This is a genomic window from Pantoea rwandensis (assembly GCF_000759475.1).
Classification (GTDB): domain Bacteria; phylum Pseudomonadota; class Gammaproteobacteria; order Enterobacterales; family Enterobacteriaceae; genus Pantoea; species Pantoea rwandensis_B.
The window spans coordinates 1,496,430-1,518,890 of sequence record NZ_CP009454.1 but is presented as its reverse complement, the minus strand read 5'-3'; the positions used below and the strand labels follow the sequence as shown (position 1 = coordinate 1,518,890).

The 22,461-nt window shown below is 54.9% G+C and carries 22 protein-coding genes; 5 read left to right on the top strand and 17 right to left on the bottom strand.

Features of this window, described 5'->3' with window-relative positions:
• Window positions 1-130: 130 nt before the first annotated feature.
• Window positions 131-2,692 (top strand): DNA mismatch repair protein MutS, encoded by a 2,562-nt coding sequence (gene mutS, locus LH22_RS06885; protein WP_038645174.1) that lies wholly within the window; start codon window positions 131-133, stop codon window positions 2,690-2,692.
• A gap of 112 nt (window positions 2,693-2,804) precedes the next feature.
• On the opposite strand, the gene rpoS is transcribed toward mutS, so the two are convergent.
• The 13 genes from rpoS to cysG form a co-directional block, all read right to left on the bottom strand.
• A complete protein-coding gene (rpoS, locus tag LH22_RS06880) occupies window positions 2,805-3,797 on the bottom strand; it encodes an RNA polymerase sigma factor RpoS (protein ID WP_034822992.1) in 993 nt (330 codons plus the stop codon).
• Between the two features lie 51 nt (window positions 3,798-3,848).
• A complete protein-coding gene (gene nlpD / locus LH22_RS06875; RefSeq protein ID WP_038645172.1) occupies window positions 3,849-4,988 on the bottom strand; it encodes a murein hydrolase activator NlpD in 1,140 nt (379 codons plus the stop codon).
• A 166-nt stretch (window positions 4,989-5,154) separates the two neighbouring features.
• Window positions 5,155-5,781 (bottom strand): protein-L-isoaspartate(D-aspartate) O-methyltransferase, encoded by a 627-nt coding sequence (locus LH22_RS06870; protein WP_038645170.1) that lies wholly within the window; start codon window positions 5,779-5,781, stop codon window positions 5,155-5,157.
• The gene (gene surE, locus LH22_RS06865; protein ID WP_038649911.1) at window positions 5,775-6,536 is read right to left on the bottom strand and encodes a 5'/3'-nucleotidase SurE; all 762 of its coding nucleotides are present in this window, start codon (window positions 6,534-6,536) and stop codon (window positions 5,775-5,777) included. The genes LH22_RS06870 and surE overlap by 7 nt, the downstream gene beginning before the upstream one ends.
• A 217-nt stretch (window positions 6,537-6,753) precedes the next feature.
• Entirely contained in the window at window positions 6,754-7,797 is a 1,044-nt protein-coding gene (gene truD, locus LH22_RS06860) for a tRNA pseudouridine(13) synthase TruD (RefSeq protein WP_038645168.1), read from the bottom strand.
• Between the two features lie 2 nt (window positions 7,798-7,799).
• Complete coding sequence (gene ispF / locus LH22_RS06855) at window positions 7,800-8,276, bottom strand: 2-C-methyl-D-erythritol 2,4-cyclodiphosphate synthase (RefSeq protein ID WP_038649909.1); 477 nt, start codon at window positions 8,274-8,276, stop codon at window positions 7,800-7,802.
• A complete protein-coding gene (gene ispD / locus LH22_RS06850; protein WP_038645166.1) occupies window positions 8,276-8,992 on the bottom strand; it encodes a 2-C-methyl-D-erythritol 4-phosphate cytidylyltransferase in 717 nt (238 codons plus the stop codon). Before ispD ends, ispF begins: the two co-directional genes overlap by 1 nt.
• 3 nt (window positions 8,993-8,995) lie before the next feature.
• Window positions 8,996-9,313, bottom strand: coding sequence for a cell division protein FtsB (gene ftsB, locus LH22_RS06845; protein ID WP_007893240.1), 318 nt, complete (start codon window positions 9,311-9,313; stop codon window positions 8,996-8,998).
• A 171-nt stretch (window positions 9,314-9,484) separates the two neighbouring features.
• Window positions 9,485-9,805, bottom strand: a complete 321-nt coding sequence (locus LH22_RS06840) for a DUF3561 family protein (protein ID WP_038645163.1) — start codon at window positions 9,803-9,805, stop codon at window positions 9,485-9,487.
• 56 nt (window positions 9,806-9,861) lie between these two features.
• Window positions 9,862-10,467 (bottom strand): adenylyl-sulfate kinase, encoded by a 606-nt coding sequence (gene cysC, locus LH22_RS06835; protein ID WP_034823004.1) that lies wholly within the window; start codon window positions 10,465-10,467, stop codon window positions 9,862-9,864.
• Window positions 10,467-11,894, bottom strand: a complete 1,428-nt coding sequence (gene cysN, locus LH22_RS06830) for a sulfate adenylyltransferase subunit CysN (RefSeq protein ID WP_038645161.1) — start codon at window positions 11,892-11,894, stop codon at window positions 10,467-10,469. Before cysN ends, cysC begins: the two co-directional genes overlap by 1 nt.
• A 10-nt stretch (window positions 11,895-11,904) precedes the next feature.
• Window positions 11,905-12,813, bottom strand: a complete 909-nt coding sequence (gene cysD / locus LH22_RS06825) for a sulfate adenylyltransferase subunit CysD (protein ID WP_034823008.1) — start codon at window positions 12,811-12,813, stop codon at window positions 11,905-11,907.
• A 9-nt stretch (window positions 12,814-12,822) separates the two neighbouring features.
• Window positions 12,823-14,238, bottom strand: coding sequence for a siroheme synthase CysG (cysG, locus tag LH22_RS06820; RefSeq protein ID WP_038645158.1), 1,416 nt, complete (start codon window positions 14,236-14,238; stop codon window positions 12,823-12,825).
• Between the two features lie 248 nt (window positions 14,239-14,486).
• Between cysG and LH22_RS06815 the strand changes: the two genes are divergently transcribed.
• Both LH22_RS06815 and LH22_RS06810 read left to right on the top strand, forming a co-directional pair.
• Window positions 14,487-15,506 carry an aminopeptidase gene (locus tag LH22_RS06815; RefSeq protein ID WP_038645156.1) on the top strand — a complete coding sequence of 340 codons (1,020 nt, stop codon included), beginning with the start codon at window positions 14,487-14,489 and terminating at the stop codon, window positions 15,504-15,506.
• A 9-nt stretch (window positions 15,507-15,515) separates the two neighbouring features.
• Window positions 15,516-15,800, top strand: a complete 285-nt coding sequence (locus LH22_RS06810) for a YciI family protein (protein WP_038645154.1) — start codon at window positions 15,516-15,518, stop codon at window positions 15,798-15,800.
• 99 nt (window positions 15,801-15,899) lie between these two features.
• Here LH22_RS06810 and LH22_RS06805 read toward each other — a convergent pair whose 3' ends face one another.
• From LH22_RS06805 to cysJ, 3 genes are read right to left on the bottom strand one after another with little or no spacing between them, the layout of a single operon-like run.
• The gene (locus LH22_RS06805) at window positions 15,900-16,634 is read right to left on the bottom strand and encodes a phosphoadenylyl-sulfate reductase (protein WP_038645152.1); all 735 of its coding nucleotides are present in this window, start codon (window positions 16,632-16,634) and stop codon (window positions 15,900-15,902) included.
• The gene (gene cysI / locus LH22_RS06800) at window positions 16,631-18,355 is read right to left on the bottom strand and encodes an assimilatory sulfite reductase (NADPH) hemoprotein subunit (protein ID WP_034823019.1); all 1,725 of its coding nucleotides are present in this window, start codon (window positions 18,353-18,355) and stop codon (window positions 16,631-16,633) included. Before cysI ends, LH22_RS06805 begins: the two co-directional genes overlap by 4 nt.
• The gene (gene cysJ, locus LH22_RS06795; protein ID WP_038645151.1) at window positions 18,355-20,160 is read right to left on the bottom strand and encodes an NADPH-dependent assimilatory sulfite reductase flavoprotein subunit; all 1,806 of its coding nucleotides are present in this window, start codon (window positions 20,158-20,160) and stop codon (window positions 18,355-18,357) included. The genes cysI and cysJ overlap by 1 nt, the downstream gene beginning before the upstream one ends.
• Window positions 20,161-20,454: 294 nt before the next feature.
• Here cysJ and queD point away from each other — a divergent pair, with 294 nt between their 5' ends.
• Both queD and LH22_RS06785 read left to right on the top strand, forming a co-directional pair.
• On the top strand, window positions 20,455-20,817 hold the full coding sequence (gene queD / locus LH22_RS06790; RefSeq protein ID WP_176505758.1) for a 6-carboxytetrahydropterin synthase QueD: 363 nt from the start codon (window positions 20,455-20,457) through the stop codon (window positions 20,815-20,817).
• A 130-nt stretch (window positions 20,818-20,947) separates the two neighbouring features.
• Complete coding sequence (locus tag LH22_RS06785; RefSeq protein WP_038645149.1) at window positions 20,948-21,547, top strand: inorganic diphosphatase; 600 nt, start codon at window positions 20,948-20,950, stop codon at window positions 21,545-21,547.
• Between the two features lie 106 nt (window positions 21,548-21,653).
• On the opposite strand, the gene queE is transcribed toward LH22_RS06785, so the two are convergent.
• Window positions 21,654-22,325: a 7-carboxy-7-deazaguanine synthase QueE gene (queE, locus tag LH22_RS06780; RefSeq protein ID WP_038645147.1), complete on the bottom strand. Its 672-nt coding sequence runs from the start codon at window positions 22,323-22,325 to the stop codon at window positions 21,654-21,656.
• Window positions 22,326-22,461 lie beyond the last annotated feature (136 nt).

Genomic DNA, 22,461 nt, shown 5'->3' with positions numbered 1-22,461 from the left:
GACATGTTGTATTCTGGATAGTATCTAGAATACATCTGGCATACAAATTTTCGGATTTAGATGAGTTTATCATGGTTTCACATGGGGCCACTTGAGTACTTCTAAAACCATAAAAATGAGTAAATTCAATATGAAAGAGTCTGTAGACAAGGACTTTTCCACCCATACTCCGATGATGCAGCAATACCTGCGCCTGAAGGCTGACCATCCCGAAATCCTGCTGTTTTATCGCATGGGCGATTTTTACGAGCTGTTCTACGACGACGCCAGGCGAGCATCACAACTGCTGGAGATTTCACTCACGAAACGCGGCGCGTCAGCGGGTGAACCCATCCCGATGGCGGGCGTGCCCTATCATGCTGTTGAAGGTTATCTGGCAAAACTGGTCCAGCTCGGTGAATCCGTGGCGATCTGTGAGCAGATTGGCGACCCGGCACTGAGCAAAGGACCGGTTGAGCGTAAAGTCGTGCGCATTGTGACGCCCGGCACCATCAGTGATGAAGCGCTGCTGCAGGAGCGTCAGGACAACTTACTGGCGGCAATCTTCCAGAGCCAGCGCGGGTTTGGCTATGCCACCCTCGATATCAGTTCGGGGCGTTTTCGCCTGAGCGAACCGGTCGATCAGGAGACCATGGCGGCAGAACTCCAGCGCACTAATCCTGCCGAACTGCTCTATCCCGAAGATTTCCAGGCCATGGCGCTGATCGATCAGCGCCGTGGTCTGCGCCGTCGTCCGCTATGGGAATATGAAATCGACACCGCACGCCAGCAATTAAACCTGCAATTTGGCACGCGTGATCTCAGCGGCTTTGGTGTTGAACAGGCTCATCTGGCGCTACGCGCTGCAGGTTGTCTGCTTCAATATGTCAAGGATACCCAACGCACCTCCCTGCCACATATTCGCTCGTTAAGTATGGAGCGCCAGCAGGACAGCGTAATCATGGATGCAGCCACTCGCCGCAACCTGGAAATCACGCAAAATCTGGCCGGCGGTACCGAAAATACCCTGGCAGCAGTGTTGGATAAAACCGTGACTCCGATGGGCAGCCGTATGCTGAAGCGCTGGCTGCATATGCCACTGCGCGACGTCACCACCATCAGTCGTCGCCAGGAATCGATTGCCGAACTGCAATCCCTGAGTGAAGCACTGCAGCCGGTACTGCGCCAGGTGGGCGATTTGGAACGCATCCTGGCGCGTCTGGCACTGCGCACCGCGCGCCCGCGTGATTTAGCTCGCATGCGACATGCATTCCAGCAACTGCCGGAATTAAACCAGCAGCTGGAAGATGTCGAGGCGATTCAACTGGTCAATTTGCGTTCGCAGATGGGTGAGTTTACTGAATTGCGCGAGCTGCTGGAACAAGCCGTCATTGAATCCCCTCCCGTGCTGGTGCGTGACGGTGGTGTGATTGCGCCCGGTTATAACGCTGAATTAGATGAATGGCGTGCGCTGGCAGACGGTGCCACTGATTATCTCGACCGCCTGGAAATTCGCGAACGAGAGAAGCTAGGGCTGGATACTTTAAAGGTAGGTTTTAACGCAATTCATGGTTACTACATTCAGGTCAGCCGCGGCCAAAGTCACCTGGTGCCGATTCACTATGTACGCCGCCAGACGCTGAAGAACGCCGAGCGCTACATCATTCCTGAATTGAAAGAGTACGAAGACAAAGTACTGACCTCGAAAGGGAAAGCGCTGGCGCTGGAAAAAGGACTGTACGAGGCGTTGCTCGACCGTCTTCTGCCACACCTTGAAGCACTGCAGATCAGTGCGGCGGCACTGGCTGAACTGGATGTGCTGGCTAACCTGGCAGAGCGTGCCTGGACACTGAATTACTGCCGCCCGGTGTTGCAGGAAAAAGCGGGCATTCGCATCACCGCAGGCCGCCATCCGGTCGTGGAACAGGTCCTGAAAGAGCCGTTTATTGCTAACCCGCTATCGTTGTCAAATCAACGACGCATGCTGATCATCACCGGCCCCAATATGGGCGGTAAAAGTACTTACATGCGTCAGACTGCATTGATTGCGCTGATGGCGTGGATTGGCAGCTATGTGCCAGCCGAAGAAACCATAATGGGTCCCATCGATCGCATCTTTACTCGCGTCGGTGCGGCTGATGACCTGGCGTCTGGACGGTCAACCTTTATGGTTGAGATGACGGAAACGGCCAACATCCTGCACAACGCCACTGAGAACAGCCTGGTGTTGATGGATGAAATCGGTCGCGGCACATCGACCTACGATGGGCTGTCGCTGGCATGGGCTTGTGCGGAGAGTCTGGCAAACCGCATCAAAGCAATGACGCTGTTTGCCACCCACTACTTCGAACTGACGACCCTGCCGGAAAAAATGGAAGGCGTAGTGAATGTGCATCTTGATGCCATGGAGCATGGCGATACCATTGCATTTATGCACAGCGTACAAGATGGCGCAGCCAGCAAAAGTTATGGTTTAGCCGTTGCTGCGTTAGCGGGCGTGCCGAAAGACGTGATCAAACGTGCGCGCAACAAGCTGAAAGAGCTGGAAGCGCTCTCCGGCAGTTCAGCGGCATCCACTGTAGAAGGGTCGCAAATGCAGCTGCTGGTGGCAGAAACATCGCCAGCCGTAGACGCGCTGGAAGCATTGGACCCGGACAGCCTCACGCCAAAACAGGCGCTGGAGTGGATTTACCGCCTTAAAACGTTGGTTTAGTTCGCTTCTGATGATCGGCGGGTAATGACGCCGCTCATTAGCGTAACGGCCTGATAACGCACATAAAAAAACGGTGACCCAGGGGTCACCGTTTTTTATTGCCGGTTACAGCTTATTCGCGAAACAGTGCTTCAATGTTGAGGCCCTGAGTCTGCAGGATTTCACGCAGACGACGCAGACCTTCAACCTGAATCTGACGGACGCGCTCACGGGTCAACCCGATCTCACGGCCCACATCTTCCAACGTTGCCGCTTCATAGCCTAACAGGCCGAAACGACGCGCTAGCACTTCACGCTGCTTGGCATTCAATTCAAACAACCACTTAACGATGCTTTGTTTCATATCATCGTCCTGCGTGGTGTCTTCCGGGCCGTTGTCTTTTTCATCGGCCAGGATATCCAGCAGCGCTTTTTCGGAATCTCCACCCAGCGGTGTGTCAACCGAGGTAATACGCTCGTTGAGACGCAGCATACGGCTTACATCATCAACCGGCTTGTCTAACTGCTCGGCAATCTCTTCAGCACTCGGCTCATGGTCAAGCTTGTGCGAAAGTTCTCGCGCGGTACGCAGATAAACATTCAACTCTTTAACGATGTGGATCGGCAGACGAATAGTACGGGTTTGATTCATGATCGCCCGTTCAATAGTCTGACGTATCCACCAGGTGGCGTATGTTGAGAAACGGAACCCACGTTCTGGGTCAAACTTCTCCACGGCACGAATCAGGCCGAGATTACCCTCTTCAATCAGATCCAGCAGTGCGAGACCACGATTGCTATAACGACGGGCAATTTTCACCACCAGGCGTAAATTACTTTCAATCATGCGGCGGCGAGAAGGAATGTCACCACGTAGTGCACGACGAGCGAAGAACACTTCTTCTTCCGCCGTCAGTAGTGGAGAGTAACCGATCTCACCAAGGTAAAGCTGCGTCGCATCCAAAACGCGTTGCGTCGCACCCTGTGACAACAGCTCTTCTTCAGCTACTTCGTTATCACCAGGTTCGTTCTCAACGAGAGCCTTCTCATCAAAAACCTCAGCTCCGTTCTCCTCGAATTCCGCATCTTCATGTAACTCGTTAACTTTCAGCGTATTCTGGTTCATAAGCGGCTCCTACCCGTGATCCAAGGGCAGAACACCTAAGGTTCTGCCGGATTATCGCTGCGGTAAATAACGCAACGGGTTTACGGATTTCCCCTTGTAACGAATTTCAAAATGTAATCTAACCGAACTGGTTCCGGTACTACCCATGGTAGCGATTTTTTGCCCCGCCTTAACTTCCTGTTGTTCCCGGACCAGCATGGAATCGTTATGGGCGTAAGCACTCAGATAATCATCATTGTGTTTGATGATGATTAAATTACCGTACCCACGGAGCGCGTTGCCTGCGTATACCACCCTTCCTGAAGCAGTGGCGACAACAGGTTGTCCACGCGAACCGGCGATATCGATCCCTTTGTTTCCGCCTTCCGCAGCGGAGAAGTTATCGATGATCTTCCCATCAGTCGGCCAACGCCAGCTTCCCACTGGGGTTGTGCTGTTAGTCGTGCTGCTGACTGTAGGCGGTGCGGTAACCGGAGCTGTGGTCGTTGCCACATTATTTGCTCCTTTCGACGGCAGCATTTTACCGCCTGTCGAACCCGAATCATCAGAATACGTAATAACAGGTTGCTGTGCAACAGGGGCAGATTTAATTTGCGTCTGGTTGGATGCAACCGGCACCCCGCCCTGCGTGGCGTCCGCTGCGGTTATCGCATTGCCACCGGTGATGGTCTGGCCATTACCGTTGCCAACCTGCAGCACTTGCCCGGCTTCCAGGCCATACGGGGCCGCGACATTGTTGCGTTGCGCCAGATCGCGGAAGTCATTGCCGGTAATCCAGGCAATATAAAACAGGGTATCGCCACGTTTGACGGTATAGGTCTCACCACCGTAACTACCTTTAGGAATATTCCCATAATTACGGTTGTACACGATACGACCATTTTGCGTGACAACATTATTATTGCCACTAACCATTCCACCGGAGGGTGCAGCCGATGGTGTACCGCCGCTTAACATTCCGCCGTGTGGCATGGCGGGTACGGTACTGTTCTGCGATGAGAGCATGCCACCGCTGCTGGGTGCAGACGTCATGCCGCCGCCTGAGGACATCATACCGCTGTCCCCGCCGCCGCCAATCTGGCTTATCGGAGCCTGCGTGTTGTCGCCTGAGCTACAGCCCGCCAGCCAAAAACCTACCAGTGAAAGTGCCGCCAAACGGCGTAATTGAAATACTGTGCTTCCCGTGCTCATTGATCCCCCGTTATGGCAAACCTGGATGTAACTGTGTCGTGGATGTGACCGCATTATTCACTGCGCAACAGGCGAAATACGGTCTTTCACATTGATTAACAAGGATAGTAACAATATCAACTGCGCCATGCCATGTAACAGTTGTGAAGATTTACGTAGCAATGGCTCAGGCTAGATCGCCCTGAACTAACGGCACAAAGCGGACGGGTTCGATGATTTCTTCAATTAATTCATCACCCTGGCGATGTAAACGCTTTAAGACCTGCTGATCTTCGCCTACTGGCAGCACCATTTTGCCACCCTCACCTAATTGCGCTATCAGCGCAGTCGGAATTTCAGGGGGTGCGGCGGTGACAATGATGGCATCAAACGGGCCACGCGCTGCCCAGCCTTGCCAGCCGTCTCCATGGCGCGTCGAAATATTGTGCAGGTCGAGTTGTTTCAGGCGGCGCTTGGCCTGCCACTGCAACCCTTTGATGCGTTCCACGGAATAAACGTGATTAACAAGATGGGCCAGAATAGCGGTCTGATACCCCGAACCAGTGCCAATTTCCAGCACGCGAGATTCCGGGTTCAGTTCAAGTAACGCGGTCATCCGCGCCACCATGTAGGGCTGTGAAATCGTCTGCCCACTGCCAATCGGCAGCGCAACGTTTTCCCAGGCTTTATGTTCAAACGCCTCATCGATAAAGCGTTCACGCGGGACATCGGCGATGGCTTTAAGCAGGTGCTCATCGTGAATTCCCTGGGCACGCAGCTGCTCTAACAGCGTTTCGATGCGGCGGTTCACCATGCCAGATTTACCTCAGCCTCGATTAACCAGTCGCGTAATACTTCTTGTGCCGCATGTGCAGTGAGATCGACATGCAGTGCCGTTAGCGACACATAACCTGCATCCACCGCCGCGAAATCGGTATCGGGGCCCGCATCCAGTTGATCCCCCGGTGGACCAATCCAGTACAGCGTATGGCCGCGCGGATCTTCCGTGCAAATCACCTGATCGGCAGGATGACGGCTGCCACAGCGTGTCACACGAAAACCTTTGATTTCCGATAGCGGTAGATCAGGCACGTTGATATTCAGGATACGCCCGGTGCGCAGCGGTGCACGGGACAGCGCCCGCAGCAGTGTGCAGGTCACCGCCGCTGCGGTGGCATAGTGTTGATGGCCATTGAGTGAAACCGCCAGCGCGGGCAGTCCGAGATGGCGCCCTTCCATTGCGGCGGCCACGGTGCCAGAGTAAATCACGTCATCACCCAGATTGGGGCCGGCGTTGATCCCTGAAACCACAATGTCCGGACGTGGCTGCATCAGTTTGTTAACCCCGAGAAACACACAATCCGTCGGCGTACCCATCTGTACGGCGATGTCACCATTCTCATGGGTAAAAGTACGCAGCGGGGTTTCTAACGTCAGGGAATTTGATGCGCCACTTCGATTGCGATCGGGCGCGACAACCTGCACCTCCGCAAACTCACGCAGTGCGCGAGCCAGCGTCTGAATGCCGGGGGCATGAATTCCATCGTCGTTGCTGAGCAATATCCGCATCTGTTCCTGACCTTTGTTCATTCAACTGGCCCTCAACTCGCCTGGCATCCGCTATTAGGGTGCCGGATAAAGAAGATCTGGCGAGACGAAGATGTTTGCATTCTAGCGGTGAGGCGCGGGAAGTGGTAGGCGTAAATCACGGAACTTCCGGCGTTTGCCGCAACATTACGCAGCCGGAGTAAAGATTTACCCGGCGTTAAGGCCGGTTAAAGTGGGGTTATTCCTCGCTGATAGGCGCAGCGGCACCGTTACTCAGCAGTTCGCGCACCACGCTGGTGGCAAAACTCCCGGCTGGCAGCCAAAACTGCATCTCCAGCGTCACGTCATCCCACCAGTTCCAGCGCAGATCTTTCGGCACCACCAGCATGGCGCGGCGTGCCGCGTCAACGCGTTCACGCTCCAGCAGCGCCAGCAAATCCGCAGCAGGTGCGAGATTAGCCTGCTCAAAGGCCAGCGCGTCTCCCTGGGGGCCCAGCTCACCTCGCCCGGCGAGCGGCGCGGTGATGCGCAGTTCATGATGATTCACACGCTGCTGCAATTCCGCCAACTCTTCTGCCTGCGCCACAAACCAGCTGCCGCGTCCGGCCAGCTGCAGCGCATCGCCCTCCTGCACTTGATCCAACACGCCATCACGCTGCAAACGCGCACTGGTGACCTGATTAAATAGCTGGCTGCGCGCAGCGGACAGCAAAATACCTTTCATGCTGCGATCGCGCGGGCGGAACTTATCTTCTGCCCACAATTTTGCCTGCGTCAGGTTATTGCCGCCGCGGCCAAAGCGTTGTTCACCAAAGTAGTTAGGCACGCCGCTTTGCTGGATATGCTGCAAGCGCGCTTCCACTTCAGCGCGATCCGAAATCTGACGCACAACCAAGCGGAACGCATTACCTGCTAGCGCGCCAGTGCGCAATTTGCGCTTATGGCGGATCACCTGCAGAATTTCCACACCTTCCAGCTGGAAACCGGCCAAATTCGGCATCGCGTTACCCGGCACGCGGAAACACAGCGTCTGCTCGGTCACCGCATGGCGGTCTTTCATCCCGGCATAGCTCATATCACGTTGATGCACACCGAGGAATTTCGCGATTGCTTCAGCGACAAAGCGCGTATTGCAACCGATCTTGCGGATGCGCACTAGCACCTGCTCGCCTTCGCCATCATAGGGATAGCCGAGGTCTTCAATCACCAAGAAATCTTCGGGATTGGCCTTGATCACGCCGGTGGCGCTTGGAACGCCGTGCAGGTAAAGCAGTTCACTCATACTTAATCGGCCTTCACCAGCAGCGCCACGGCTTCACAGGCAATGCCTTCGCCACGGCCGGTAAAGCCGAGCTTCTCGGTCGTGGTCGCTTTGACGTTGACATCATCCATATGGCAGCCCAGATCTTCGGCGATGTTGACGCGCATCTGCGGCACATGCGGCAGCATTTTCGGCGCTTGCGCGATGATGGTCACATCGACGTTACCAATGCGATAACCTTTCTGCTGGATGCGACGCCAGGCTTCACGCAGCAAGCCACGGCTGTCCGCCCCCTTGAAGGCGGGATCGGTGTCCGGGAATAGCTTGCCGATATCGCCCATCGCCACCGCGCCGAGCAGCGCATCCGTTAGTGCATGCAGGGCCACATCGCCATCTGAATGGGCAACAAAACCGTGTTCGAAGGGAATACGCACCCCACCAATCACTAACGGACCTTCGCCGCCAAAAGCGTGAACGTCAAAACCGTGACCGATACGCATCATGCGCTCTCCTTTAACTGAATCTGGGTTAGATAGAAGGCCGCCAGCGCCAGGTCTTCTGGCCGCGTCACCTTAATGTTGTCGCTGCGTCCGCTGACGAGCTCTGGATGATAGCCGCAATATTCCAGCGCCGACGCTTCATCGGTAATAGTAGCGCCTTCATGAAGTGCACGCGTTAAACACGCCGTCAGCAGCTGATGCGGGAAAAATTGTGGCGTGAGTGCGTGCCAGAGATCTTCGCGTTCAACGGTATGCGCAATCGCCGCTTTACCGGGTTCAGCACGCTTCATGGTGTCACGCACCGGTGCCGCCAGAATCGCCCCGACTTTGCTGTGCTCACGAACCGCCAGCAGGCGTGCCAGGTCATCAGGGTGTAAGCATGGCCGCGCGGCATCGTGCACCAGTACCCATTCGCTATGTTTAATTGCCTGCAAACCTGCCAGCACCGACTCCGCACGCGTGTCGCCACCGGTCACACGCAGTACGCGTGAATCCTGCGCCAGTGGTAGCGAATCAAACCAGCCATCATCAGGACTGATGGGCACGATCACTTGTTTAACGGCTGGATGAGCCAGCAAGCGCGCAACGCTGTGTTCAAGAAGGGTAAATTGACCAATGGTCAGATACTGTTTTGGGCAGGCAGCCTGCATACGGCTGCCCACGCCTGCGGCAGGCACCACGGCAATCACATCCGCAAGGGAAGAGAGCTTGTTCATGGTTTATCGTTGTTGATTTTGCGCAGCTTGTTGCGCGTTACGTTTATTCTGGTCTGGCACCAGACGATAGAAAGTCTCACCGGGCTTAATCATACCCAGTTCATTACGTGCACGTTCCTCAATTGCTTCTGAACCGCCATTGAGGTCATCAATTTCGGCAAACAACTGATCGTTACGTGCTTTGAGTTTGGCGTTATTCGCCTGTTGCGACGCGACGTCTTCATTGACGCGCGTATAGTCATGAATACCGTTCTTACCCAGCCACAAGGAATATTGGAGCCATCCCAGCAGCACGAGCAACAGTAACGTCAGTTTTCCCATCCCCGCCCCCTGAAAAACGGCCCAATCATCCCATAACTTCGCACAGGACTCCACAGTGACAGTGAAAATGCCAGCAGCAGACGATTGTCTGTACAAAAAACGGCAAGGCTAAAAGCGGGACGGCAGGTAAAGTTTTGTAACCTGCCGATGCGTTTGCACATCAGGATCGGACTACCAACCCGAGAGAAATGAGAACAGCAGCCAAAACAGGCAGACAACAACAATCGCGGTGATCACCCCACTCCAGACCAAGCGCCCACGAATCATTAAGCTCAGCACGATGCCAATCAGCACCGAAACCGGTAACAGCGCGAGGAAGAAAGGCCAGGTGTAGAGAAAGAAGAACAGCGTATTGGAGCCGTAGAGCATGAACGGAATCGCCAGCGCGCACCAGTACGAGAGAAAGCCAATCACGCCGCCCGGTAATGATGAGCGAGACTCATCCGGGGTGCGTTCATCTTTACGTGCCAGCATGGGGGTAACGTTCTGCATAGAGATCCTGTTGACGCTTAAACGCGGCAAACCTGATGAGATTTGCCGCTGTCGGTTCAGGATCTGATGATATCGCGGTGACGCAGGAGGTCTAACAATTGGGCACTCAGTTTTGTAACCAATTGTTCGCCATCAAGATGGATTTCCGGCGCGTCTGGCGCCTCATAAACACTGTCGATACCGGTAAAATTACGCAGCTCACCGGCTCGGGCTTTTTTGTACAAACCTTTGGGATCGCGCGCTTCACACACGGCCAGCGGCGTATCGACAAACACCTCGATAAACTGCCCGGTACCAAGCAAGTCACGCACCATCTGACGCTCCGCGCGATGCGGCGAAATAAAGGCGGTTAATACCACTAAACCGGCATCCACCATCAGTTTCGCCACTTCTCCTACGCGCCGGATGTTCTCTTTACGATCGTCATCACTGAAGCCGAGGTCACGGCACAGGCCGTGACGCACGTTATCGCCATCCAGCAGATAGGTGCTGACGCCAGCACGATGCAGCGCCTGCTCCAGCGCACCGGCCACCGTGGATTTTCCCGAGCCTGATAACCCGGTAAACCACAGCACCACGCCTTGATGGCCGTGCTGCTGTTCCCGCTCTTCTCGGGTGACCGGATGGTCATGCCACACCACGTTTTCGTCGTGTTGGGCCATTACTTGCCACCCAGCAGGTCGCGCGCATTCCAGTGTGGGAAATGACGACGCACCAGTGCATTCAACTCAAGCTCAAATTCACTGTATTGACCGGCTTGCCCACGCACATCAGTCAGCGGTTGATTGATCATCCCCGCACCGACCGTGACATTGCTCAGGCGATCGATAAAGATCATGCCGCCCGTGACCGGGTTCTGGCGATACGCATCCAGTACCATCGGCTCATCAAACGTGATTTCGACCAGGCCGATACCGTTCAGCGGCAGGCTTTCCACCGCACGTTTTTCCAGCGTGTTGATCTCCATCTGGTGAATGATCTTTTCCACGCGGCCGCGCGCTTTTTTACCGGCAATTTTCACTTCATAGCTTTGACCCGGCTGTAGCGGCTGTTCTGCCATCCATACCACATCAACCGTGGCAGATTGCACCGCTTGCAACTCAGCAGCGGCATCGACCAGCAGATCGCCACGGCTGATGTCGATCTCATCTTTCAGCACCAGCGTAATGGCTTCACCCGCTGCCGCCTCCTGCAAATCACCATCAAAGGTCACAATGCGCGAAATCGTTGACTCAACGCCGGATGGCAGCACTTTCACGCGCTGTCCCACCTGCACCGTGCCTGATGCCAGCGTACCGGCATAACCACGGAAATCGAGGTTTGGACGGTTCACATACTGCACCGGGAAGCGCATCGGCTGATGATCCACCACGCGGTTCAGTTCCACGGTTTCCAGCACGTCGAGCAGCGTCGGGCCGCTGTACCATGGCATGGTCACACTTGGCGTCGCCACGTTATCGCCTTCCAGCGCAGACATCGGCACAAAGCGAATATCGAGATCTTCCGGCAGCTGACCAGCAAAATCGAGGTAAGACTGTTTGATCTGTTCAAAAGTCTCTTGCTTGTAATCCACCAAATCCATCTTGTTGATGGCGACGACCAAATGCTTGATACCCAGCAGCGTCGAGATAAAGCTGTGACGACGAGTCTGATCCAGCACGCCTTTGCGCGCATCGATCAGCAGAATCGCCAGATCACAAGTGGATGCGCCGGTCGCCATGTTACGGGTGTACTGCTCATGTCCCGGCGTATCCGCGATGATGAATTTGCGTTTCTCGGTGGAGAAGTAGCGATACGCCACGTCGATGGTGATGCCCTGCTCACGCTCAGCCTGCAGGCCATCCACCAGCAGCGCCAGATCGAGTTTCTCGCCCTGGGTGCCGTGACGCTTGCTGTCGTTGTGCAGCGAAGAGAGCTGATCTTCATAAATCTGACGGGTATCGTGCAGCAGGCGACCAATCAGCGTACTTTTGCCGTCGTCGACGCTACCGCAGGTCAGGAAACGCAGCAGGCTTTTGTGTTGTTGCGCGGTCAGCCAGGCTTCGACTCCGCCCTGATCGGCAATCTGTTGTGCAATTACGGTATTCATCTGCGTCTCCTTAGAAATAACCCTGACGTTTCTTCATTTCCATCGAACCGGCCTGGTCGCGGTCAATCACGCGTCCCTGGCGTTCACTGGTGGTGGAGACCAGCATCTCTTCAATAATTTCCGGCAGCGTTTGCGCTTCGGATTCGACAGCACCGGTCAGCGGCCAGCAGCCGAGGGTACGGAAACGCACCATACGCTGTTTGATCACTTCGCCAGGCTGCAGATCAATGCGATCGTCATCAATCATCATCAGCATGCCATCGCGCTCCAACACCGGACGCGGCGCCGCAAGGTACAACGGCACGATTTCGATGTTTTCCAGGAAGATGTACTGCCAGATATCCAGCTCAGTCCAGTTGGAGAGTGGGAACACGCGAATGCTCTCGCCTTTGTTGATCTGGCCGTTGTAGTTATGCCACAGCTCTGGACGCTGATTTTTCGGATCCCAACGATGGAAACGGTCGCGGAACGAGTAGATACGCTCTTTGGCACGTGACTTCTCTTCGTCACGACGTGCACCACCAAAGGCAGCATCAAAACCGTACTTATTCAGCGCCTGCTTCAGGCCTTCGGTTTTCATGATGTCGGTGTGCTTGGCGCTACCGTGGACGAACGGGTTGATGCCCATCGCCACGCCTTCCGGGTTACGGTGAACCAGCAGTTCCGCGCCCATGTTTTTCACGGTGCGATCGCGAAACTCGTACATTTCACGGAATTTCCAGCCGGTATCAACGTGCAGCAGCGGAAATGGCAGCGTGCCAGGATAGAAGGCCTTACGCGCCAGATGCAGCATCACCGAGGAGTCTTTACCGATGGAGTACATCATCACCGGATTGCTGAACTCGGCCGCCACCTCGCGGATGATATGGATACTCTCTGCTTCCAGTTGGCGCAGATGAGTAAGACGATTTTGGTCCATAATTTTTCCTCAAGCCAAATTGACAACGGCGGACTCGCGAGCCCCCTGCTGTGCCGAATGTTGGAACCAGGCTAATTGCCCGTGTAAATTCACCACTTCGCCAATCACGATGAGTGCTGGCGTGGGCGCGGCCACTGCCAGCGCCTCAAGTTGATCTAATGTTCCGGTCAGCACTTGCTGATCCTGTCGCGTGCCACAGCCAATTACTGCCACTGGCGTGGAAGCCGCGCGTCCATGTTCGATAAGGCCCGCCGCGATTTCTGCCGCTTTCAACGTGCCCATATAAATCGCTAAGGTCTGACGCGCACGCGCCAGAGTTGGCCAGTCGATGCCTTCGCTATCACTGCGTAAGTGGCCGGTGACAAACAGCACGCTCTGCGCGTGATCGCGATGGGTTAACGGAATTCCGGCATAGGCGGTGGCACCCGCCGCTGCGGTAATGCCCGGCACCACCTGGAACGGAATGCCCGCTGCCTTCGCCGCCTGCAACTCTTCGCCGCCGCGACCAAAGATAAAGGGATCGCCACCTTTCAGACGCACCACACGTTTGCCCTGCTGCGCCAGCTCGACCAGCATCGCATTGGTCTCTTCCTGAGATACGGAGTGTGCTCCAGCGCGTTTACCAACGCAGATGCGGTCGGCATCACGGCGCACCAGTTCCAACACTTCGTCGCTCACCAGATGGTCATACAGCACCACATCCGCCAGTTGCATCACCTGCAGGCCACGTAACGTCAGTAAACCGCTGTCACCTGGACCGGCACCCACCAGCGTGATTTCACCCTGATTGTCGCTGCTGTTCTCTAACTCGCGATCCAGCGTGCGGCGGGCTTCATTGACGTTACCGGCTGACATCTGGCTGGCGAACAAACCGTTAAATGCCCGCTCCCAAAAACGACGACGTTCCGACATGCTGTGATAGCGCTGTTTAACCTTGTCACGCCACTGCCCCGCCACTTCAGCCATCTGACCGAGATTGGCAGGTAACAACGACTCAATTTTTTCACGCAGTAAACGAGCCAACACCGGCGCGGTACCGCTAGAGGAGATCGCCACCACCAACGGGGAGCGATCGACAATTGAAGGGAAGATAAAACTGCACTTGGGCTGATCGTCGACGACGTTGACCAGCTTGTGGCGGGCATTGGCGGCGTCAAAAACCTGCGCATTGAGCGCGTTATCATCAGTGGCAGCGATGACTAAGAAGACGCCATCCAGCTGAACTGGATCGAAGTGATGTGCAATCCACTCAATGGCATCGATTTCCAGCAGCGCCTGCAACTCATGGCCGAGGTCGCGCGCTGCTATCAGCACACGCGCACCGGCACGTCGCAGCAGTTCGATTTTACGCGCCGCGATTTCACCACCGCCAACAACCAGCACTGGACGGTTTTTGAGATCGGCAAAGAGAGGCAGATAATCCACGTTAACCTTGTTAGTTTTACAATAAGTTAACGCGACTATACTTTCCCACCTTCTGGCAGATGAAATTACGAATTGGCATTAGTAGTTACCGAATGGAATAACGCCCCAGGATTGCTGATAACAATTTGTGCTTAACAGATGATATTGCTGGTGTTTCGGAGCAATTCAAATTGTGCAATCGCGGTCACAGTTTCATACTAACCCGGAATTTTTTTAGCATCACGGGATGACATAAAAGGACAATTACTATGTTTGCCACTCTCCGCCGCACCGTGCTGGCTGCACTGATCGCGGGCGGTTTGCCTCTCTTTGCCCATGCTGCAAGCTACGCGCCAGGGCATTTTGCCGAACAGCAGCTGCGCCACATCGCCACCTACTTCCCTGGCCGTATGAGCGGCAGCCCTGCTGAGCTGATGACGGCCGACTATTTGCAGCAGCAATTCACCGAGCTTGGCTATAAGAGTAATACCCGCCAGTTCAATACCAGCTACAACTGGTTAGAGCGCAAGGGCGAAACCCGCGCACGTAAAGTCTCCGCCACGTCGGTGATCGCCGCGCGCAGCGGTGCGGTGCCGCAAGAAATCCTGATCGTCACGCATCTCGACACCTGGACGCCACTCAGCCGCCATGAGGCGGATAGCAATCTGGGCGGCCTGCGTTTACAAGGTGTGGACGACAATGCATCCGGTCTGGGTGTGATGCTGGAACTGGCGCAACAGCTGAGTAAAACGCCACTGCACTACGGCGTGCGCTTTGTCGCGCTTAGCGCTGGTGAAGCCGGGCTGCACGGGATGGATGACTACCTGTCGCGCATGAGCGCGCAGGAGAAAAAGAACACGCTGCTGGTGATTGATCTCAACAGCCTGATCGTCGGCGATCACCTCTATTTTAACAGTGGTGCCAATACGCCCTCAGCGGTACGCAAGCAGACCAGCGCGCGCGCCGTGCAACTCGCACATCGCTACGGTATTTCCGCCGCCAGCCACACGCTGACGGCACGCGACTATCCGGGCGTGAATCCCTTTGATAAAGCCGGCATGCCGCTGCTGGATGTCACCGCCGCCAACTGGGCGCTGGGTAATAAAGACGGACAGCAGCAGCGGGCGCACAGCAGCCACTTCCCGGAGGGCAACGTACGCCACCAAACCGACCGTGATAACCTCAATTATCTGGATCGCTGGCTACCGGGCCGGATTACGCAACGCACGCGTGATAGCGTAAAGATCTTACTGCCGCTGGTCACCGAGCTGGCTAACCCAACAACTTAAGGATTTGCTATGTACGTGGTGTATCTCAACTATTTCCGTCCGGCAGAAGAAGCCGATGCACTGCTGGCGCCACACATTGAGTGGCTGGATCGTTACTTTGACAGCGGTGACTTTATTGCAGCAGGCCGTAAAGATCCGCGCACCGGCGGCATGGTGCTGGTGAAGGAGATGGATCGCGCCCGTTTGGATACTATCCTCGCGGAAGATCCTTTTGTCGCGGTGGCGCATTATGACGTGACCAAAGTAAACGTGACGCGTGCAGCGGAGGCGTTTGAAGGGTTAAAAGGGATTTAAGGACGACATAGTAGCGGCACGATTTAGCGTGTACCTGTCAGCGTTAGAGGCGCTGCAGGGAGGCGCGATAAATCACGCCGCTACCCTTTTATTGATGCATCAACCTTCGTGCAATCCGCACTCGCGCTTCAGGCCAAAGAAGCGAGTTTCTTCTTCTGCCATGCCCGGTTCCCACTTCTTAGTGGTGTGCGTATCGCCCACTGACAAATAGCCTTCATCCCACAGCGGATGATACTTGAGGCCATGTTGTTTCAGGTACTGGTGCACCTGACGGTTATCCCAGTCAATGATCGGCAGAATCTTGAACACACCGCGCTGCACCGCCAGTACCGGCAAACTGGCGCGGCTGCCTGACTGGTCACGGCGCAGACCCGCAAACCAGGTCTGCGCACCCAGCGTTTCCAGCGCGCGATTCATCGGTTCGACCTTGTTGATCTGGTTGTACTGCTCAATCCCCTCGACGCCCTGCTCCCACAGTTTGCCGTAGCGCGCTTCCTGCCATGCTGGAGAAGTCTCAGCACGGAAGATTTGCAGATTGAGATTGAGCTTCTCAGTCAACTCATCAATAAAGCGGTAAGTTTCCGGGAACAGATAGCCGGTATCGGTCAGGATCACCGGCGTATCCGGTTTCTGCTGCGTCACCATATGCAGCAGAACCGCCGCCTGAATACCAAAGCTGGAGGACAGCACAAACGCGCCCGGCATATTCTCCAGCGCCCAGCTCACGCGCTGCTCAGCGGAGAGTTTCTCCAGCTGCACGTTGCTTTCGGCCAATGCCATGATGCGATCGACTTTGCTGCCACTATTCAGTGCTGCGAGATCAAGTACCGTCATACTGCCTCCGAGTCCCAAAAATCACGGGCGGGATCCACCACGGCTTTGATGATGCCAGCGCGAATCACGAAGTCACCGAAGCCTTCATCGGCCTGACGCTCGGTTGCCCAGCGCGCCACTAATTCGTCGATGCTGGCCAGAATTTCGCCTTCGTTGATGTTCTCGCGGTACATGCGTGGAATGCGTGTACCCATGCGATTGCCGCCAATGTGTAAGTTGTAGCGGCCAGGTGCTTTGCCCACCAGACCTAACTCAGCCAGCAAAGCCCGGCCACAGCCGTTCGGGCAACCGGTAACGCGTAGCACTATGTGCTCTTCACCGACGCCATGCTTATGCATGATCTCTTCCACCTTGGTCACAAACGAAGGCAGGAAGCGTTCGGCTTCGGCCATCGCTAATGGGCAGGTTGGGAAAGCCACACAAGCCATTGAGTTTTCACGCTGTGGCGTCACCGCTTCCATCAAACCGTGTTCACGGGCAATAGCTTCGATCTGCGCTTTTTGCTTCTCCGGCACACCGGCCACAATCAGATTCTGGTTAGCAGTCAGGCGGAAATCGCCTTGGTGAATTTTGGCAATTTCGGCGATGCCGCGTTTCAGCGGACGGCCTGGATAATCCAGCAGACGACCGTTTTCAATAAACAGCGTCAGGTGCCATTTCTTATCAATGCCTTTCACCCAGCCAACGCGGTCGCCACGCGTGGTAAACGCGTAAGGACGAATCGGTTCAAACGTCAGGCCAGCACGCTTTTCAACTTCCGCTTTGAAGGTTTCGACACCGACACGTTCCAACGTGTACTTGGTTTTGGCATTTTTACGATCGGTACGGTTACCCCAGTCGCGCTGCGTGGTCACTACCGCAGCCGCCACATCAAGGATCTTCTCTACCGGCAGGAAGCCAAACTCACTCGCAGTACGCGCATAAGTCGCTTTATTACCGTGATCGATCGACAACCCACCGCCAACCAAGAGGTTAAAGCCAATCAGCTTGCCGTTCTCAGCAATGGCGATGAAGTTCAGGTCATTCGCATGCAGATCGACATCGTTATGCGGTGGCACCACCACGGTCGTTTTGAACTTACGCGGCAGATAGGTTTCGCCCAGAATCGGCTCTTTATCCGTCGTGGCAACTTTTTCTTTATCCCACCAAATCTCAGCGTATGCGCGGGTTTGCGGCAGCAGGTGCTCAGAGAGCTTTTTCGCCCACTCGTAGGCTTCCTGGTGCAGTTCCGACTCGACCGGATTCGAGGTACAGAGCACGTTACGGTTGACGTCATTCGCCGTTGCCAATGCATCGAGGCCAACTTCGTGCAGCATCTGGTGCGTTGGCTTCACGTTCTTTTTCAGAATGCCGTGAAACTGGAAGGTCTGACGGTTAGTCAGACGGATGCTGCCATAAATGGTTTTATCGGTGGCGAACTTATCAATCGCCAGCCATTGCGTTGGCGTGATAATCCCGCCCGGCAGGCGGCAACGCAGCATCATCGCGTGGCGCGGCTCAAGTTTCTGCGCCGCACGCTCCGCACGAATATCGCGGTCGTCCTGCTGGTACATGCCGTGGAAACGGATCAACAGGAAGTTATCGCCACTGAAGCCGCCGGTCAGGCCATCATCGAGATCCTCGAGAATGGTGCCGCGCAGGTAGTTACTCTGTTTTTTCAGACGCTCTGCGTCGGTCAGCTTGCCTTCAACGACCAGCGGTCCAGGATGTTTTTCGCTCATTAGTAAACGTCTCGCTGATAACGGCGCTCAATGCGCAGCTCACTTAAAAATTCGTCAGCCGTTTCACGATCCATGCCGCCGTGTTCGACCACCACATCCAGTAATGCCTGCTCAACGTCTTTCGCCATGCGATTAGCGTCGCCGCAGACGTAAAGGTGCGCGCCTTCTTCAATCCAGCGCCACACTTCCGCCCCTTTGGCGCGGATTTTATCTTGTACGTATATTTTCTCAGCCTGGTCACGTGACCACGCTAAATCAATGTGGGTCAGCAAACCGTCTTTGACGTACTTCTGCCATTCCACCTGATAGAGGAAATCATCGGTGAAGTGCGGATTACCAAAGAACAGCCAGTTTTTGCCGCCTGCGCCGTCGTTATCACGCTGCTGCATAAAGGAACGGAACGGCGCGATGCCCGTGCCAGGGCCGACCATGATCACCGGGGTTTCCGGATTCGCCGGCAAGCGGAAGTTGTCGTTGTGTTCGATGAACACGCGGATATCGCCCTCTTCTTCGATTCGATCTGCCAGCCAGGTTGAAGCACCGCCGCCGCGCTGACGACCATCAATCTCGTAACGCACCGCACCGACAGTAATATGTACTTCGGTATCCGTTTCCGCTTGCGATGAAGCAATCGAATAGAGGCGCGGTGTGAGAGGACGCAACAGACCAGTGAGCTGTTCTGCATTGAGTTCAGTCGGTGCCTGACGCACCATATCGACAATCGGGAAGCTCTGCGCATAGCTCTGTAATTTCGGTTTATCACCCGACAGCGCCAGCAGCGCATCATTGCGTGACAGCGCAGCATACTGTTCAACGATCTGCGGCGTGTTCACCGTCAACTCATAATGCTTTTGCAGCGCTTCAGCCAGCGGCAGGTTTTCACCGTTAACCTCAACCGGCTCGTCGCCTTTCAGCCACACCAGTTGCAGCAGTTCCTGCACCAGTTCGGCGTCATTCTCAAACCACACGCCCAGCGCATCGCCCGGCTGATAGCGCAGACCAGAATCGCCCAGATCGATTTCGATATGGCGAACATCTTTATCCGAATCGCGACCGGTAATTTTTTGGTTAGCGGCAAAACTGGCGGTCAGCGGCGCTTCTTTGGTGTAAGGGCTGCTGTGAATGTCATTCACAGCACCGGAAGCCGTCACGGCCGCCACCACTGAAGGCTCACCTGGCACGCGCGCTTTCAGAATCTCGGTCAGCTGTTGACGCCAGGCCGCAGCTTGCTCTTTGTATTCCACATCGGCATCAACACGATCCAGCAGGCGTTCTGCACCCAGTTCCGCCAGGCGCTCATCAAAATCTTTACCGGCTTTGCTAAAGAATTCGTAAGAGGTATCGCCGAGGCCGAACACCGCAAACGCGGCGCCAGCAGCAAATTTCGGCGCTTTTTTCGACAGCAGGAATTTGTGCAACGCCACGGCTTCTTCTGGTGGCTCACCTTCACCTTGAGTGGAAGTGACAACAACCAGTAATTTCTCCTGACCGATTTGCTTAAACTTGTAGTCCCCGGCGTTCACCAGATTAACGCTCAGCTTAGCGGCCAACAGGTCATCACGCAGCTGTTCAGCCAGGCGACGTGCGTTACCGGTCTGCGATGCGGAGATCAGCGTGATGGTTGGCACCTCGGCCTGCACCGGCGCGGGTGCGGCAACGGCGCCCGGCGTCTGGTTGACCATGCCCCAGAAGTAGCCGGAAAGCCAGGCCATCTGAGTGGTGTTAAAATCCGTGGTCGCTGCCTGTAAGCGCGCGAGTTGCTCCGGATTAAGCGGAAGCATTGAACCTGGTGCCTGAGTCGTCATCGCGTTAAAAATTCCAGTGTCTGAAGTCCGGACCGATATATGGCGGAAGAGTGGGTAGGTTACCGGGCTGTATATTAACGATTAAATACGCCTTCGACATAATTAATAACCAAAATGACTAAGTGGTTTTTCGGGTAATGTTAATCGGCAAAAGTGGTAAATAAAGATGCGGTTATTCAATACGTTAATCAACTTGTTGCGGCATGGGCGTGCGCAAAATGCCCTTTTCATCGTAAGCGGGTGCGAAAAATCTGTGATTCAGGTAGAATTCGGCGGTTTTTAAGTCTGAGAGCCATTATGTCTACCACGCTGTTTAAAGAGTTCCAGTTCGAATCTGCCCACCGCCTGCCGCATGTGCCTGAAGGGCATAAATGTGGGCGTCTGCATGGCCATTCGTTCCTGGTGCGATTAGAAATCACCGGTGAAGTGGATGCGCATACCGGTTGGGTAATGGATTTTGCCGAACTAAAAGCGGCGTTTATGCCGATTTATGATCGTCTCGATCATCACTATCTGAATGATATTCCAGGCCTGGAAAATCCGACCAGTGAAGTACTGGCGAAATGGATTTGGGATCAGATGAAGCCGATCCTGCCAGAACTGAGTGCAGTGATGATCAAAGAAACCTGTACCGCTGGGTGTACTTATAAAGGTTAATCACGGTTAACGGGCTGCCGCTGTGCAGCCTGACTTTCCTGCTATACGCTTCTTTACGTTCACTTCATCTCGCTGTCATCTCCCCCCACTACGTTGTTGTCTCCTTCATTAAAGATCAAGAGAATCAACAATGAACTTCGTTAAACGCCTTTCTGTCATTGCTTTGCTTGTTTCAGCCTCTGCTGCCGTTCAGGCGCAAAACGTACTGGATTTCCCGCAACCAGAGAAAGTCCCGGATGAGTTCTATGCCGTGACTGAGATTCCTGCAGGCGGGATGATCAAATATGAAACCGATGCGAAAACCGGTTTCATCGTTGCTGACCGTTTCCAGTCGATGCCGGTTGCCTATCCGGCGAACTACGGTTCATTGACTCAGTCGCTGGGCGGTGATGGCGATCCGCTGGACGTGATCTTCTACACCCGCGCGCCACTGCAACCGGGCACACTGATCAAACTGCGCCCGATTGGCGTGCTGAAAATGATTGATGGTGGCGAAGTGGACGACAAGATTGTTGCGGTGCCAACCAGCAAAATCGACCCAACCTATGACGACATCAAAGAGATGAAAGACCTGCCGAAGATGGAGCAGGAGCGTCTGCAGGCGTTCTTCCGCGTGTATAAGCAGTTGCCAGATGGTCGTAAAAAAGTTGAGCTGAATGGCTTTGAGGATGCGGCGAAAGCCAAAGCTGAGATCAAACAGGCGTTCGACGCGTATAAAGCGAAGCAGTAATACGTTCGGCTGCACCGGTATGGGCTTGAACAAGGTCGCCACAAATGGCGACCTTGCAGAATCGGTGCAAATTTCGCCGGGTGCGCATTGAAGCGCACCGAATTCATCAGGCGATATTCAAATACTTATGTGTCTGCATCGAAAGACGCCAGTTACGCGCAATGCAGGTCTCAATGCACAGTTTGGTGGCGGCATCGCCACGACTGATCGGTTGTAGCGCCACGATGCGCTTCTTGTCATCGTGCAAGCCTGCCAGCAGCCCATCTAAAGCTTCCACATCACGCTCACGCGCCACCGGATGTTTAATTTCATCGGCACGCTGCAACGCCTGTGGCAGCACATCGTAACCACCGCGCATATTCACCTTCGGTGAAACCGTCACCCAGGTGCTGTCAGAACAGTGCACTTCATGCGTACCACTGGTCTCAATCTGGCACTCGAAACCGGCTGCTTCCAACGCCTCGGTCAACGGGCGCAAATCAAAAATAGCCGGTTCGCCACCGGTGATCACCACATGGCGTGCAGTCCAGCCCTGACGTTGAATAGTCTCAATCAGCATCGCCGCATCGGCACTGCCCCAGGCATCACTCTCCACGGTTTTCACCAGAATATCGCCCAGCGAGGTCTCCCGATCGGCCAGTTTTTCCCACGTATGCTTGGTATCACACCAGCTACAGCCCACCGGACATCCCTGTAAACGGATGAACAGCGCCGGAACACCGGTGTAAAATCCTTCGCCCTGCAGGGTCTGGAACATTTCGTTAATCGGGTAGAACATTTTTTACTCACGTCTAAAATTCGAGGCGCAGATTATGGCAGATTTTCACCGCCGGTTCACAGCTGCTTCGTGCCAAAAAAGCAAAAGCCCCGCACGAGGCGGGGCTTTATCAGCGATGATGCGGCCAATCCAGCCA